The organism is Elizabethkingia miricola (assembly GCF_001675285.1).
GTDB lineage: Bacteria > Bacteroidota > Bacteroidia > Flavobacteriales > Weeksellaceae > Elizabethkingia > Elizabethkingia miricola.
Genome location: NZ_LSGQ01000030.1, coordinates 695,547 through 711,412, shown reverse-complemented (window position 1 = coordinate 711,412; position 15,866 = coordinate 695,547). Strand labels below are relative to the sequence as shown.

Below are 15,866 nucleotides of genomic sequence, written 5' to 3'. Positions count from 1 at the left end.
CTTAATCTAAAAATTGATGAACTTATACTTTAGGATTCTAAAATTTGCTAAACCACACCAAAAATATATTTACGGGAGTTTATTTTTCAATATTTTATACTCTCTGCTTCAAATAGCATCCATCGGAACACTCTTACCTGTACTGGGAATACTCTTCGGCACAGAGAAGCAGGAAATAAAAGGAGATGGTTTTTCTGACAACCTTAAAAGAACGCTTTACACTTTTATTAATAGTGAAATAGAAAAGCATGGCAGTTTAAATGTATTGCTTTGGCTTTGTATTATTACCGGTATTGCTTTCTTCCTGAGAAACATTGTCCGCTATCTTGGAGCTTATCTTCTGATCTTCTATCGCGTTGGAGTAACAAAAGATCTTAGAGGATCTATGTACAGAAAGATTCTTACGCTTCCTGTATCTTTCTTCTCGGAGCAGAGAAAAGGAGATCTTATGTCCAGAATGTCTAATGATGTTGGCGAAGTAGAAAATAATATTCTGGGAAGCCTTGTAGACCTTGTAAACTCACCGTTTATGCTTATTGGTACATTGGCTTCTTTATTCTTTTTGAATCCACAATTAACACTTTTCAGTTTATTGGTATTGCCAGTAATGGGAACATTAATTTCTCTTATAGGGAAAAGCCTGAAAAAGGATTCTCATAAAGCACAAAATGAATTGGGGAATGTTTTCTCCATCGTAGACGAAACATTGAAGTCAGCAAAGATTATCAAAATTTTCAATGCCGATAAGTTACTGGATAATCGTTTCACTGGTTCTATGACCAAATGGATTAACCACTCTATCAGCCTTGGAAGAAAAAGAGAGTTGGCCTCTCCTATGAGTGAATTCTTAGGAGCTATTACTTTCCTTATTATTACATGGTACGGAGGTTATCAGATTCTGGTAAATAAGAATATGCAGCCACAGGACTTTTTAGTTTTCCTGGGTATGTTCTTTCAGATCTTACCTCCTGCAAAAAGTTTAGCAACATCTATATCCAATATTCAAAAAGGTGAAGCTTCGCTTGTAAGAGTAATGGATATCTTAGATGCCGACGTTAAAGTCGACGAAATCGAGAATCCTATTCCGGTTTCTGAGCTGAAAGATCGTATTGAGTTCAAAAACGTAGGTTTCTATTATAACAAGGAAAACCTGATTCTGAAAAACTTTAATCTTAGTATCCCAAAAGGTAGTACTGTTGCCCTGGTAGGACAAAGTGGTAGTGGAAAGACAACAATAGCCAACCTTCTGGCTCGTTTCTATGATGTAACTGAAGGCGCTATAACAGTAGACGGCAACAATATTAAAGACTTAAAATTAAAGGAATACCGCGCTATTCTGGGTATGGTAACACAGGAATCAGTATTATTCAATGATACCATTTATAATAATATTGCCATGGGTAAAGAAAATGCTACTCGTGAGGAAATTATTGAAGCGGCAAAAATTGCTAATGCACATCAGTTTATAGAAAGTCTTCCCGACGGCTACGAAACCAATATCGGAGACGACGGTAATAAACTATCCGGCGGTCAGAAACAAAGAGTATCAATAGCCCGTGCTGTATTGAAGAATCCACCAATTATGATTCTGGATGAAGCTACATCAGCTCTGGATACAGAGTCTGAACGTTTTGTACAGGACGCTTTGGAAAAAATGATGGAAAACAGAACCTCTCTTGTGATTGCTCACAGGCTATCGACAATCCAGAAAGCAGACTGGATCGTTGTAATGGAACGGGGTGTTATTGTTGAACAGGGTACCCATCATGATCTGATAGATAATAATAGCGTATATCGCAAGTTAGTAGATCTTCAGAACTTTGATTAATCAAAGTCTGACAAAAAACTAAAAATATTTTATAAGGCACAAAAGAAATTTCTTTTGTGCCTTTATATTTAACATAAGTTGTTATCTCTTAAATCCAGGATGTTTTCATTTCATTCTGGTCCAGCATTTTATGTACAGGACATTTGTCTGCTATTTCCAGAAGCTTATCTTTCTGTTCTTCACTAAGCTCAACATTTGTTGACAAGCTTATTCTGAAAGTGCTTTCTCCTTTTGTGTTTACTATCCTCTTAGCTTCTACATACAGATCACCAAGTTCCCATTGTTTACGGTCTGCATACATCTTTAATGTAATTGCCGTACATGAAGCCAGTGCTGCATCTAAAAGTTCTGTTGGTTTTGGGCCAAGATTCTGCCCTCCGACATTCTTAGGTTCATCTACATGAACTCTGTAAGAATCCAATTCAACATCTGTATAATAGTTCTGTTGTGAAATTAATGCTTTTGCCATGAGTTAAAAATACAACAAAAAAACAGGTCCTGAAAACGGGACCTGTTTTTTTATTATTCTAATCTTGCTAACGAAGATTTATTTATTTTCTGTAGGAAGCTTTGCAATAACGTCTATACCTCCTTTTGTAATATCTCCTATCTTACAGATCACTTCTGTGTCCAAAGGCAGGAAAACGTCCATTCTGGAACCGAATTTAATAAAACCATATTCATGCCCGGCTTTTGCAGAATCTCCGATTTCCGGATAGAATACGATACGTCTAGCCACATATCCTGCAATTTGTCTGAACACAACATTGGCACCTGTTAAAGTTTTAACTGCCATAGTTGTTCTTTCATTAAGCTCAGAGGATTTCTCATGCCATGCCACAAGATATTTACCTTTATGGTATTTTTTATATGTTACTTCCCCTGTAACCGGATAACGGCAAACGTGTACATTAAGCGGTGACATAAAGATAGAAATCTGCAGACATTCCTGCTGAAGAACTTCTCCTTCGAAAACCTTCTTTATCATTACTACTTTACCATCTACCGGAGCAATAACGTTATCCACCTGATCCAGAATATTTCTTTCAGGATTTCTGAAGAACCACATTACAAAACCATACAATACCAGTAATGGTATAATAATAAGCAATGACCACATCTCCAGAAAGTAGATACTAACTCCTGAAATAATAATAATGGCTAATAAAACCGTAAGTAAAGTACCTTTACCTTCTTTGTGAAATTTCATCTAAAACCTTGTTAAAATCATAAAATAAACATAAACGACAGGAGCGCAAAGTATAAAGCTGTCCAGCCTGTCCAATACACCTCCGTGCCCCGGGATTATATTCCCCGAATCTTTTACATTGAAAGTTCTTTTGAGCTGTGACTCTACCAAATCTCCCAACGGTGCAAAGATAGCAACTAAAAGTCCAACCACCATCCAGTTTCCTTTCATTTCAGGGAATTTATATTCAATAAAATAGCCTAAAATCACTGTACATACAACACCACCGGCAAAACCTTCCCATGTTTTTTTAGGGCTGATCGTTGGCGCCATTTTATGCTTACCAAACAATCTACCGGCAAAATATGCAAAAGAATCGCTACTCCAGATCAGGACAAACAGCATAAAAGCCTCCCAGCTGAAGTGGGTATCATAAGGTAAAAAATCTGGTAACCCAAGTGCAAAGCCAAAAGGAATTGTTACATACAGGATGGTAAAGATCATTTTACCATTATCGTTTTTAATTTCCTGCGGAAACTTGAAAATAGTAATCATGGCCAATGCCATAAGTATAATACCAAAAATATCCATCATGTTAATTCCTAAATAGAAATACTGATAGAAAAATTTATAAGAAAATCTGTAATAGATGTATCCGCCAAGAATAACGGTTATAAGAATCCATAACCAGGATTTTAATTTTGTAATCTTCACACATTCATAAACGCCAACGACTACAAAAAAAGTCATCAATCCGTAATACAGATAAGACTGATTAACAGATACTGAAAATGTTTTTAAAATAAGTGTGGAGCCGTAATGGGTTGTACACAGAAAAATAACCAATCCGTATATCAGTCCTGAAATAAGACGCTGTATGAGATTTTTATCCAAAATGATGCCTTTTAATCTTCCAGCAAAAGTAAGAAAAGTTTAGTATTATCCGGGTTAGGAGAATCTAATTTGGAAATATTTCCACTAATTGATGTAAGATTTTTCAGGGTTCCTCTGCGCTTAACTTTCATCATAGCGTCGTTGAGGTTAGCAACAATCTGAGAGACGTTTGCTATAATAATGATCTTCTCGGGTAATGAAGATGAAGGAAAATGTCTGATATTGTTATAAGACAACATGATTCTGCCATCGAAAGCGATAAGATATTCGCATGAAATAAAGGCAGTATCGTTTATAAGTTCCAGACTTTCGGTGTAAGGAACTTTTACAACATCCAGGAAGTTTTGTAAATCTTCGTCGCAGCAGAAAACAGATTTTACCTGTTCAAGTTTGAGTATACTATTCAAAGCTTGAAGAGCCTCTGCCTCGTCCGCACAATAGTTAAAATAACCTCCTGAATGTGTAAAAAGTTGAGCAAATTTATAGTCGAGATCAGCATTTTTCAGTTGATCCCCCAGACGAACAGAAGTTATTTCCTCCTCCTCGTCTTTATTAAACAGTTTATTAACAATTTTTTTAAAAATGCTCAATCTGAATATTTTTAATTAGCCTAACAAAAATAAAAATTATTTTTAATTAAAGCTCTTTTGCTTCCTCATTTATTGGGCTAACAGTATCATTCTCTGTCGTCGCAGAGAGTGGTTGCTCTGTTAACTCCGGATCCCAGGCTCTTTTTCCAAAGATTTCCTCCAGATCTTCTCTAAAAATAACTTCCTTATCTAATAACTTAGACGCTAAAGCATCCAATTTATTGCGATGAGTTGAAAGAATTTCTACAGCTCTCTGATACTGAGACTCTACAATTTTGGAAATTTCCTTATCAATAAGCTTCGCAGTTTCTTCTGAATATGGTTTTCCAAAAGAGTATTCCTGCTGACCTGAGCTGTCATAATAAGACAGGTTACCTACAGCATCACTTAGCCCATAGATTGTTACCATTGCCTGTGCCTGCTTAGTTACTCTTTCCAAATCAGAAAGGGCCCCTGTAGAGATATTTCCGAATACAACCTGCTCTGCAGCTCTACCACCTAATGTTGCACACATTTCGTCCAACATTTGTTCAGTTGTAGTAAGTTGTCTTTCTTCCGGAAGATACCATGCTGCTCCAAGAGAACGTCCTCTTGGTACAATTGTAACCTTTAGCAAAGGTGCTGCATGCTCTACCAACCAACTTACAGTAGCGTGACCTGCTTCGTGGAAAGCAACTCTACGTTTTTCAGATGGTTTGATCGCTTTATTTTTCTTTTCAAGACCACCAATAATTCTGTCAACAGCATCCAGGAAGTCTTGTTTATTTACAGATTCATGTCCGTTTCTAGCCGCGATAAGAGCTGCTTCGTTACAAACATTGGCAATATCCGCTCCACTGAATCCAGGTGTTTGCTTCGCAAGGAAGTCAACATCTACAGAAGAATCCAGTTTAATTTTCTTAAGGTGAACATTAAAGATTTGCTTACGCTCGTGCAATTCAGGAAGATCCACATAAATAGATCTGTCAAAACGTCCTGCACGCATTAATGCTTTATCCAGGATATCTGCACGGTTAGTTGCGGCCATTACAATAACGTTGGTATCTGTTCCGAAACCATCCATTTCTGTCAACAACTGGTTTAGTGTATTTTCTCTTTCGTCGTTACCACCTGTAATATTTCCACGACCTCTGGCTCTACCAATAGCGTCGATCTCATCGATAAATATAATCGCCGGAGATTTCGCTTTTGCCTGTGCAAAAAGGTCACGTACTCTGGATGCTCCTACTCCTACAAACATTTCCACAAAATCGGAACCTGAAAGTGAGAAGAAAGGAACTTTTGCTTCACCAGCTACAGCTTTTGCCAATAAGGTTTTACCTGTTCCCGGAGGGCCTACTAAAAGAACACCTTTTGGTATCTTACCACCTAACTTAGTGTATTTATCAGAGTTTTTCAGAAAGTCTACAACTTCCTGCACTTCTTCCTTGGCACCTTCTAAGCCAGCAACATCTTTGAAGCTAACATTTACTTTTTCTTTTTCATCAAAAAGTTTCGCTCTCGATTTCCCAATGTTAAAGATTTGGCCACCAGCTCCACCTGAGCCACCAGCTATCTTTCTGAAGAAGATATAATAGAACAGAATCATAATACCTACCCACACCAGAATATTCATAAGGAAACTGCTCCATGGAGAACTTTCCGTATCGAACGTAAGTTTGGATTTGATATTTGAATCTTTATCTGTGATAGCGTTATAGCGTTCCTGAAAATACTTCAGGTCACCAATATTTACAGTAAAATCCGGGTTTTCTTTCATGAATCCCATCATTGGCGACGGAGTCGTTTTCTTCTTAGCCAATGCAGGATCATTTTTAGCTTCAGGTGTTAAAAAAACCTGAGCAACGTCTGTATCCTTTAATACGACAACATTTTTGATTTTATTTTGGCTCAATAATGCATAAAAACTTTTCTCGTCTAGTTTTCTGGTGTCCGATGAAGACATTAAACCAGGAAGGAAAAGCATAAGCAATACTGCTGCAAAGATTAAATAAAACCAATTAAATCCTTTACTTTTCATTACTTCTTTTAAATAATTAGGAGAGCGTTCTCTCTGTTAAGATTCTATTTTTGTGACTTTGGCATCTCCCCAAAGGCTTTCAATATCGTAATATTCACGAATATGTCTTTGGAAGATATGCACAACAACCGATACATAGTCTACTAATACCCACAATGAGTTTTCAGCACCTTCCACATGCCATGGACGATCCTGTAGTTCATTTCTTACTTTCTTTTCTACATTTCCTGCGATTGCTGAAACCTGTGTATTAGAATTGGCACTACATATAATAAATGTATCGGCAACTGTATTTTCAATATGCGAGAGATCAAGAACTTGGATATCCTCACCTTTAGTATCCTGAATCGCTTCTAGTATTTTGTCTATTAGTTGCTGTTTTTCTGTATTTTTACTCATTCAAAAAATTGTAATATTTGCAAAGTTACTTTTTTTTATCTCAAATCCTCTTTAATTAGCTTTAAAAAATGAACAGCCTGCTTTACCTTCCAAGTGTTGGATCCACAAACGATATCGTTTCTGAACTTGCAAATCCAAACGCTACAGGAATATCCTCAGTATATACATTCGACCAGACCAAAGGACGTGGACAATATGGCAACACCTGGAAAATCCCAAAAGATAAGAACGTGGCTTATTCTTTTATCTTACCAACAAAGCTAGTGAGATTGTCTCCAAATCTATTCAACTTCTATACCGCTTTGTTACTTCGTGACTTTATTGTCAAAATTACCGATAAAGAGGCAAAAGTAAAGTGGCCCAACGATATAATTCTGCAAAATAAAAAAATTGTGGGAATTCTCATAGAGAAAATTACTGTGGAACATGTTGATTATTATATTGCCGGTTTCGGTGTAAATGTTCTTCAGGATAATTTTGAAGAGATTACAAAAGCGGGTTCTATAAAGACACAAACCGGTTTAAGCTTCGACCTGCACCAGTTTGCAGAAGACATGCACAATCATTTTTCAGAACATCTTGTTCAGTTTCCTTCAGATGAGGAAGTGCTGGCACGATACAACGAGGCATTGTTCCGAAAAGACCAGATATCCGTGTTTGAGATTAACAATATCAGACAAAATGGCATCATAAGATATGTTGACAAAGGTTGTTATCTAAATGTAGAACTGGAAAATGAAGATGAAATGAAAAAGTTTTTCCACAAAGAAATCACTCTGCTTTACTGATTAGCACGCTTCCAGTATAGATAGAACGCAATCGGAGCAAATACAATATTCGGAAGCCACATAGCCACCAAAGGCGATAAAGTTTGTGAAGAAGAAACCAGTTTCAGCACCTCGAACGAGAAAACAAAGACAAAGGCCAAAGCAATACCAATTGCCAGGTTTGCTCCAAGTCCACCTCTTTTCTTCTGGGAAGAAAGTGAGAGTGCCAGAAATGATAGTATAATAATAGAAAAAGGCATAGCAGTACGCAAATGCAGCTCATTCTGATAGGCAGCGACATTTGCATTACCTTTCCTTCTTTCGTTATTGATAAACTTAATAAGCTCGGGCGTAGTTTTGTTTTCACCGACAAGCTCATCCGGGAAAATTTCTTCGGGAGACGCACCCAGCTTCTGGTACTTTATATCTCCTTTAGCTAGTTTCTCCGTATCATCTTTATTCACCCATTTTTCGTAATAGTTGGTCAGCATGAAGCTTTTCTTCTTTTCTTCCCAAACCATATCGCTTGAAGTAAGCTGATAAATAAGTCGTCGGTTTTTATCAAATTTCTGATAAAGATAGGAGAAGCCCCTTTTTTCTTTAGGATTATAACTATTGATAAAAACATACTCTGTAGGCGACAACTGCGTAGAAATCTGACGACTATCCGTAAATTTACTTCTGTTAGCCGCACTATAGGTATAAATGATTAGCTTGTTTTTCTTAATATTCGCCCATGGCAGTATAAAGTGATTAATTGCCAGTGCAGAAAAAGCCAGTAATAAAGCAGCAATAAGATAAGGCTTGGCAAATCTGTGGAAGCTGGCCCCACTACTAATAATAGCCACAATTTCGGTATTATTGGCCATTCTAGATGTAAAGAAAATAACCGAAATAAATACCAGAATAGACATAAAGGTTATAACGAGATATATTAACCAGTACGGGTAAAAATGAATCAGAAAGTAACTTGTTGTAAAACCATTACTTTCAATACGCGGAATCTTTGCCTGAACGTCTATTACCAATACAATAATAGACAGCAATGCCAACATAAATCCCAGGGTTCCCAGGAATTTCCGGATAATATATTTATCTATAATCTTCAAGGACTACATTCTGCTTTTTAGTTGTGGAATAATGCTATCTTTCCATTCATAGAAATCTCCCGCTAAGATATGTTCTCTTGCGACTTTTACCAAATCTAAATAAAAAGCAAGATTATGAATAGAAGCTATCTGTTTTCCTAAGTATTCTCTTGCTGAGAATAAGTGTCTTACATATGCTTTTGTATATTCCTGATCTACGTACGATGTACCAAATTCATCTAACGGAGAAAAATCATTCTTCCATTTTTCGTTCTTGATATTGATAACACCACCCCACGTGAACAACATTCCATTTCTAGCATTACGGGTAGGCATTACACAATCCATCATATCGATACCATTACCTATAGATTCCAGAATATTCCATGGCGTTCCTACCCCCATCAGATAACGAGGCTTATCTTTAGGAAGAATATCTGTTACTTCATCTGTAATTCTGTACATTTCCTCTTCCGGTTCACCGACAGAAAGACCACCGATAGCATTCCCTTCAGCTCCTGCCTCGGCAATAACTTCAGCGGAAGCTTTTCTAAGATCCGAATATACAGATCCCTGAACAATCGGAAACAACCTTTGCTTGTGTCCATAATATTCAGGATTATTTTCCGTCCATTCTATACATCTCTTCAGCCATCTGTGCGTAAGTTCCATAGAGAGCTTTGCCTGATTGTATTCACATGGATATGGAGTACATTCATCAAAAGCCATAAAGATATCTGCGCCAATTTTACGCTGAATTTCCATAGAAACTTCAGGTGAGATAAAATGATAACTTCCGTCGATGTGAGATTTGAATTTCACACCCTCTTCTGTCATCTTGCGGCTGGAAGCCAAGGAAAAAACCTGAAAACCACCACTATCTGTAAGAATAGGAAACTCCCAGTTCATAAATTTATGTAATCCTCCTGCATTCTGCATAACGTCCATACCTGGTCTCAGGTACAGGTGGTAGGTATTTCCCAGAATAATCTGAGCTTTAATATCATCTCTCAGTTCTCTCTGATGAACAGTTTTTACTGTTGCAACAGTACCCACCGGCATAAATATAGGTGTCTGTATTTTACCATGATCTGTTGTAATAACACCAGCTCTGGCTTTACCTTTTGCTGAAAATTGTTCTACTTCAAAAAACTTCTCCATATGTTATTTCGGAACTTCAGTTCCTTTATTTTTCTTTTTTATATACGTTTCCAGTTTTGGATCCTTTTTCATCAGCTTCTTTTCTGCCGATTCAAAAATAGATTCCATTTGTTTTTGGGATAAGTAATAGTTATAACTATCCATAAAAACAGTTCCTGTAATTTTATGCTGCTGCAAAATATATTTGCTTGTCCCCTCCATATTAGCTTGCGGATTTATATTCAATGCCCCATCATAAATGGCCATCTCCACGAAAATATCCGCCATTTCGTCTTTAGAAATAAGCTTCTTTGGTTTATCTACCTGCGAGCATGCAGACAGGAACACTATAAATATGAAAAAAAACAGTTTTCTCATAATCTGTTTATTATACTTTTCCACTTCAGGTTGAGCACTCCAAACAAAGCTTCCTGAAAAATATTTGCGCTCATTTTTGATTCACCTTTAGTTCTGTCCGTAAAAATAATAGGAACTTCAACAATTTTAAAGCCTTTTTTATAAGTTCGGAATTTCATCTCGATTTGAAACCCGTAACCTCTTAATTTAATTTTGTCTAAACCTATTTCTTCCAGTACTTTTCTGGAAAAACATACAAATCCGGCAGTTGTATCATGAATTGGCACTCCCAAAATAAAACGTACATATTTGGAAGCAAAGTAAGAAAGCAAAACTCTGCCCATAGGCCAGTTTACCACATTCACTCCTTTGGAATAACGCGATCCAATAGTCATATCAGCATCCTGACAAGCTTCATATAGCTTAGGCAGATCATTTGGATTGTGCGAGAAATCGGCATCCATCTCGAATATATAATCATAACCATGTTCCAAAGCCCATTTAAACCCATGGATATAAGCCTTGCCTAATCCATCTTTTACTTGTCTTACACTAAGAAAAACCTGCCCTGCATACATAAGCATAAGATCCTCTACAATACCGGCAGTCCCATCCGGAGAGGAATCATCTACCACCAGAATATGAAAATCCTGCTGCAAATCCATTACAGCTTTTATAATATCGGCAATGTTTTCTTTCTCGTTGAAAGTTGGGATAACAACTAATTTTTTCATACAAATCGAGCACAAAGATAAGTTATTCTGATCTAAATTTTGTACAGGAGATGAATGTGTGTACTTTTGCAAAAAAAATCATTGATTAGAATTGTAGAAAACAATGACTGGGTAATCTACAGTATCTTAGGTATTGCTATAATATATATTATATCGTCCAGGGTACTGAATAAAGATATTTCTTTTGTAGAACATCTGCGGCTTTCTATTGAGGACAGCAGCAATATCTTTATCAACTGGTTTATTTCCGGTTTTATTTATGTTTTCATCTTATCTGTTTTTTTATCGCAGTATATCCCTGTAGTACCAAGATTTATTAATGATCATATAAACCTTGGCGGCTATACTCTCAATAAGTTTGGTTTTATCTTTATTACCTACTTATTATTATACGGAATAAAATGTGTTTTATCTTATCTCTTTTTTGCCAGCTCCGGCAATGCAGACCGCTGGAAGTCATACACTTTCAACATTAACAAGTTCTTCCGTATTATTATTTTGCTATTTTGTGCTCTTACATTAGTTCATTATTTCTACCCTATAGACCACTTCCGGGTGTTCAATTATTACATCGGAATGCTGGTTTTTATCTTTGCAGGCAAAATAGCATTTCTACTTTTTAACAGGAATCCTACTCTTCCTAAAGAATGGTATTATAAATTTTTGTATATTTGCACACTCCAAATTTTACCTCATTTGGTAGTATGGAAATTTTTATTTTTTTAGTCATTATAAAAATAAATTGATGAAAGTAAAGTCCGTTCTAGTCTCTCAACCAGCTCCTAACTTAGCTACATCCCCTTATGGTGAGATAGCTAAAAAAGAAAAGGTGAAGATTGATTTTAGACCTTTTATACATGTAGAAGGAGCAGATGCGAAAGAACTTCGTTCTCAAAAAATAGATCTTAGTCAGTACACTGGTATTATTTTTACCAGTAAAAATGCTATTGACCATTACTTCCGCTTAGCAGAAGAGATGCGCTTTGCTGTACCAGATTCTATGCGATACATTTGCCAGTCTGAAGCTGTAGCCAACTACCTTCAGAAGCACATTGTCTATAGAAAAAGAAAAATCAGCTTTGGTGAAAAAACAGCAAAAGATCTTTTACCATTATTAAAGAAGCATAATACTGAAAAATATCTTCTTCCATCTTCTGACGTTTTCACAGAGGACATTCCTAATGTACTAAATGAAGCAGGCGTAGAATGGAAAAGAGCCATTATGTACAGAACAGTTTGCAGTAACCTGCAGGATGTTAACATAAAAGAGTATGATCTTGTGATATTCTTTAGTCCACAGGGTGTACGTTCTCTATTTGAGAACTTCCCGGACTTCAAACAGGAAGACACTAAGATCGGAGTATTCGGGCTAACAACCCAGCAGGCAGCAGAAGAGCTTAAACTTCGTGTAGACCTTATGGCTCCTACAAAAGAATCTCCTTCTATGACAATGGCTTTGGAAAAATTTATCAAAGCTAACAACAAGTAAAAATCTATAAATAATACAAAAGCCATCATTACCTTCGGGTTGTGATGGTTTTTTTATTTAACTTTAATTTTTTATTCACTTATAAATGAAAGCGCCAAAGGCAAAAAAGATAGATAAAATCCTTAGTAAACATGGCGATCAACGAATTGATCCTTACTATTGGCTAAACGAAAGGGAAAATCCTGAAGTTATTGCATACCTAAACGAAGAAAACCAGTACACCTCTGAAACAATGAGAGATACTGAAGATTTCCAGAATTTTCTTTACGAAGAAATGAAATCCCGTTATAAAAAAGACGATTCTTCACTCCCCTATTTCTTTAATGAATACTGGTACATTGTACGCTATGAAGAAGGTAGAGAATATCCTATTTTCTGCAGAAAGCATCTTACCCTGGAGGCTAATGAAGAAATCCTTTTGGACTCTAATATTCTCGCTGAAGGTCTGGAATTCTTTGAAATTGGAAGTCTTAGTGTAAGCGAAGACAACAATATAGTTGCTTATTCTTATGATAACCTGAGCAGAAGAATCTATACCATATACTTCAAGAATATTGAAACCGGAGAAATACTGGAAGACAAAATAGAAAATACAACCGGAAAAGCTGTATGGTCTGCAGACGGGCAATATGTTTTCTATATCCGTAAAGATAAAAGCTTACGCGCTTATCAGATACACCGACACAAAATAGGAACAGATTCCAAAGAAGACGTTCTGATCTATCATGAAAAGGATGATACTTTCGATGTCAATGTATTCAAAACAAAATCATCTGAATATATTGTTATTTCCAGCTCAAGTACAATTTCCGACGAAATGCGTTTTGTACCAGCCAATGATATTTTTACCGAATGGAAAATTATTCAGCCTCGTGAAGCAGACCTGGAGTATTCTGTAGAGCATTTTGAAAATGATTTTTATATCATAACAAATGTTGATGGCGCAACCAATTTCAAGCTTGTAAAAACACCTGTTGATAAAACAGCAAAGCAACACTGGACAGATATCGTTCCGCACAGAGAAGGAATTTTACTAGAAGGCTTTGAAATTTTTAACGATTATCTTGTAATTGAGGAAAGAGAAAAAGGTCTTCTGAAGATTAATATCCGCAACTGGAAAACCGGAGAAACAGAATATTTACCATTCCATGACCCTACCTATACAGCTTATATCAGTATAAATCTTGAATTCAATTCAGAGGTTCTGCGATACGGATACACATCCATGACCCGTCCATCAACTACGTTTGAGTACAATATGAAAACTAAAACCAATAAAATCCTTAAGGAACAGGAGGTTTTAGGCGGGACATTTAAGGCCGAAAACTATATCTCTGAAAGGATATGGGCAACAGCAAGAGACGGACAGAAAGTACCTATCTCTCTTGTTTACCATAAAGACACTTCGAAAAGCGAGAATACACCACTTTTACTATACGGATATGGCAGCTATGGTTATACAGTAGATGCCGCATTCTCTAATGTGCGTCTTTCTTTACTGGATCGAGGATTCATTTATGCAATTGCTCATATACGCGGTGGAGAATATCTGGGCAGAGAATGGTATGAAGACGGAAAAATGCTGCACAAGAAGAATACGTTCTATGACTTTATAGATGCTGGCAAATTTCTGATTAAAGAGAACTATACTTCCGCAGAACACCTGTACGCAATGGGTGGAAGCGCCGGTGGATTACTAATGGGTGCCATAATCAATATGGAACCTAAACTATTTAACGGAATTGTAGCGCAGGTACCTTTTGTAGACGTTGTGACGACAATGCTGGACGAGGACATTCCTTTAACCACAGGGGAATATGACGAATGGGGAAATCCTAATGAAAAGGAATATTACGATTACATGAAATCTTACTCTCCATATGACAATATCGAAGAGAAAGAATATCCAAATATTCTGATCACCACTGGTTTCCATGACTCCCAGGTACAATACTGGGAACCTGCAAAGTGGACAGCAAGACTTCGTGAACTGAAGACTGATGATAAGCTTCTGCTTTTCAAAACCGATATGTCTTCTGGTCATGGCGGCGCTTCAGGGCGCTTTGAATCCCTGAAAGATGATGCATTTGAATATGCGTTTCTTCTTAAGCTGGAGAATAAAACCGAAGTTGAACTTCAAAAAAACTAAAAAATGACAGAACAGGAACTATGGAAGAAAGTAGATGCTTTTTTCCAGAAGAACTTTGATATGGAACCCAATCCTCCGATAGAAACTATTTTGTTTCTTATTGGCATTCAGGAGCTGGGTAGCGGACAACAAAAATATTCTAAAGACGATAAACTAAATCTTATACATATTGCTGTTTGCAGACTATTAGAACCTTATGGCTATTACAAATTCAATGGTTACGACGATGGCTGGCCTCAGTATGAACAACTTCAGGAGGTCCCGGAATTAAGACCCAATGAGCAGAGCGTTTTGATGAGGAAATCTATTATTCAGTATTTTATCGACGAAGATCTTTTTGAAGAATAAATAAAAAAACACTGCAAAATGCAGTGTTTTTTTATTGAAATAACAATATCACATATTTCTGATCTGACTTTGATATTCCTTCAGGAATTCCGGTGAAGTCACTGCCCCAACTATAGCCAATATACTGAAAACAGCCCATATAGCGGATAGAATAAGAGCTACAAGCGCTATAAACTTGGCTGTTTTTACATTACTAAAACTCTGCTGAGTATAGATACCTGGATTAAGTTTGTATAATGTTGTTGCCTTATTAGCAAGAACAAAACCTATGATAGCACAGATTAAAGCCGGTATTGTTGTAAAAAGTCCACAGCAGCAACCTGTAAGCAATAAAACAGCTGCAGAGATAGACAATATCAGAGCTGTCTGATCATTTGGCAACTTACTGCCTCCCATAGGATAAATTTCGATGTTTTCATTCATAAATTAAATAGTTTTCAAATTAATATTTGGTGTTTAAATAAATTTTAAAATATAATTTCCAAGAATTACAATTGAGGCCACCCAGAAAGTAAAGCTCATCAGCCTCAACGTCCATGCCTTATCTATCCATAAGTGAAGACCTAAAAACAGAAATACACAGACAAGCGGGATAAGACCAGGGTATATCTGGAGAGACTTCATCACTTCACCATTCAAAAGATACTCTACACTCCTCTGGAGACCACACCCCGGACAATCTACTCCGGTGTTTTCTTTTATAACACACTGTAATTTAGGAATTTCAATGTACAGCATTTCACTACTTTTTCCAAATTTAATTTCTTTTAAAGAATTATTTTCAATTCTTTTTCAAAATTTTCACAAAATTCTTAACCGCATATAGCATCCGAGCACACTAGATATCGAAATTTATGTTAAAAATGGTCGTTTT

General features: G+C 36.5%; 18 protein-coding genes. 6 read left to right on the top strand and 12 right to left on the bottom strand.

From position 1 onward, the window contains the following. The first annotated feature begins 16 nt into the window (after nt 1-16). On the top strand, nt 17-1,828 hold the full coding sequence (locus ATE49_RS17790) for an ABC transporter ATP-binding protein (RefSeq protein WP_065083155.1): 1,812 nt from the start codon (nt 17-19) through the stop codon (nt 1,826-1,828). 88 nt (nt 1,829-1,916) lie between these two features. Here the strand turns inward: ATE49_RS17790 and ATE49_RS17785 are convergent, their stop codons facing one another. From ATE49_RS17785 to rsfS, 6 genes are all read right to left on the bottom strand, one after another. Further along, on the bottom strand, nt 1,917-2,297 hold the full coding sequence (locus ATE49_RS17785; protein ID WP_065083154.1) for an OsmC family protein: 381 nt from the start codon (nt 2,295-2,297) through the stop codon (nt 1,917-1,919). Between the two features lie 78 nt (nt 2,298-2,375). Then, nucleotides 2,376-3,038 (bottom strand): phosphatidylserine decarboxylase family protein, encoded by a 663-nt coding sequence (locus ATE49_RS17780; RefSeq protein WP_065083153.1) that lies wholly within the window; start codon nt 3,036-3,038, stop codon nt 2,376-2,378. Continuing rightward, nucleotides 3,039-3,911 (bottom strand): phosphatidate cytidylyltransferase, encoded by an 873-nt coding sequence (locus tag ATE49_RS17775; RefSeq protein WP_059322747.1) that lies wholly within the window; start codon nt 3,909-3,911, stop codon nt 3,039-3,041. An 11-nt stretch (nt 3,912-3,922) separates the two neighbouring features. Then, nucleotides 3,923-4,501: an LUD domain-containing protein gene (locus ATE49_RS17770; protein WP_024568232.1), complete on the bottom strand. Its 579-nt coding sequence runs from the start codon at nt 4,499-4,501 to the stop codon at nt 3,923-3,925. Nucleotides 4,502-4,547: 46 nt separating this feature from the next. Next, on the bottom strand, nt 4,548-6,521 hold the full coding sequence (gene ftsH / locus ATE49_RS17765) for an ATP-dependent zinc metalloprotease FtsH (RefSeq protein WP_065083152.1): 1,974 nt from the start codon (nt 6,519-6,521) through the stop codon (nt 4,548-4,550). A 36-nt stretch (nt 6,522-6,557) separates the two neighbouring features. Further along, nucleotides 6,558-6,920: a ribosome silencing factor gene (gene rsfS / locus ATE49_RS17760; protein ID WP_009086569.1), complete on the bottom strand. Its 363-nt coding sequence runs from the start codon at nt 6,918-6,920 to the stop codon at nt 6,558-6,560. 68 nt (nt 6,921-6,988) lie between these two features. Between rsfS and ATE49_RS17755 the strand changes: the two genes are divergently transcribed. Then, on the top strand, nt 6,989-7,708 hold the full coding sequence (locus ATE49_RS17755) for a biotin--[acetyl-CoA-carboxylase] ligase (RefSeq protein WP_065083151.1): 720 nt from the start codon (nt 6,989-6,991) through the stop codon (nt 7,706-7,708). On the opposite strand, the gene ATE49_RS17750 is transcribed toward ATE49_RS17755, so the two are convergent. The 4 genes from ATE49_RS17750 to ATE49_RS17735 are packed head-to-tail and all read right to left on the bottom strand — an operon-like array spanning nt 7,702 to nt 11,006. Next, a complete protein-coding gene (locus tag ATE49_RS17750) occupies nt 7,702-8,796 on the bottom strand; it encodes an LptF/LptG family permease (RefSeq protein ID WP_065083150.1) in 1,095 nt (364 codons plus the stop codon). The two genes, ATE49_RS17755 and ATE49_RS17750, sit on opposite strands and share 7 nt — an antisense overlap. Nucleotides 8,797-8,799: 3 nt before the next feature. After that, complete coding sequence (tgt, locus tag ATE49_RS17745; protein WP_065083149.1) at nt 8,800-9,936, bottom strand: tRNA guanosine(34) transglycosylase Tgt; 1,137 nt, start codon at nt 9,934-9,936, stop codon at nt 8,800-8,802. 3 nt (nt 9,937-9,939) lie between these two features. Further along, entirely contained in the window at nt 9,940-10,293 is a 354-nt protein-coding gene (locus ATE49_RS17740) for a DUF4296 domain-containing protein (protein ID WP_065083201.1), read from the bottom strand. Continuing rightward, nucleotides 10,290-11,006: a polyprenol monophosphomannose synthase gene (locus tag ATE49_RS17735; RefSeq protein WP_065083148.1), complete on the bottom strand. Its 717-nt coding sequence runs from the start codon at nt 11,004-11,006 to the stop codon at nt 10,290-10,292. Before ATE49_RS17735 ends, ATE49_RS17740 begins: the two co-directional genes overlap by 4 nt. 81 nt (nt 11,007-11,087) lie before the next feature. Here ATE49_RS17735 and ATE49_RS17730 point away from each other — a divergent pair, with 81 nt between their 5' ends. The 4 genes from ATE49_RS17730 to ATE49_RS17715 all read left to right on the top strand — a co-directional run bounded on the left by ATE49_RS17730 (nt 11,088) and on the right by ATE49_RS17715 (nt 14,992). Beyond that, nucleotides 11,088-11,732, top strand: a complete 645-nt coding sequence (locus ATE49_RS17730) for a DUF4271 domain-containing protein (protein WP_045185301.1) — start codon at nt 11,088-11,090, stop codon at nt 11,730-11,732. A 19-nt stretch (nt 11,733-11,751) separates the two neighbouring features. Further along, entirely contained in the window at nt 11,752-12,495 is a 744-nt protein-coding gene (locus tag ATE49_RS17725) for a uroporphyrinogen-III synthase (RefSeq protein WP_009086556.1), read from the top strand. Nucleotides 12,496-12,580: 85 nt separating this feature from the next. Further along, the gene (locus ATE49_RS17720; protein ID WP_065083147.1) at nt 12,581-14,644 is read left to right on the top strand and encodes a S9 family peptidase; all 2,064 of its coding nucleotides are present in this window, start codon (nt 12,581-12,583) and stop codon (nt 14,642-14,644) included. Between the two features lie 3 nt (nt 14,645-14,647). Then, nucleotides 14,648-14,992, top strand: coding sequence for a hypothetical protein (locus ATE49_RS17715; protein ID WP_045182467.1), 345 nt, complete (start codon nt 14,648-14,650; stop codon nt 14,990-14,992). A gap of 48 nt (nt 14,993-15,040) precedes the next feature. Here ATE49_RS17715 and ATE49_RS17710 read toward each other — a convergent pair whose 3' ends face one another. Together ATE49_RS17710 and ATE49_RS17705 are read right to left on the bottom strand one after the other, a co-directional pair. Further along, nucleotides 15,041-15,415 carry a CCC motif membrane protein gene (locus tag ATE49_RS17710; protein ID WP_065083146.1) on the bottom strand — a complete coding sequence of 125 codons (375 nt, stop codon included), beginning with the start codon at nt 15,413-15,415 and terminating at the stop codon, nt 15,041-15,043. Nucleotides 15,416-15,448: 33 nt separating this feature from the next. Beyond that, complete coding sequence (locus ATE49_RS17705; RefSeq protein ID WP_065083145.1) at nt 15,449-15,730, bottom strand: DUF2752 domain-containing protein; 282 nt, start codon at nt 15,728-15,730, stop codon at nt 15,449-15,451. Nucleotides 15,731-15,866: the final 136 nt, after the last annotated feature.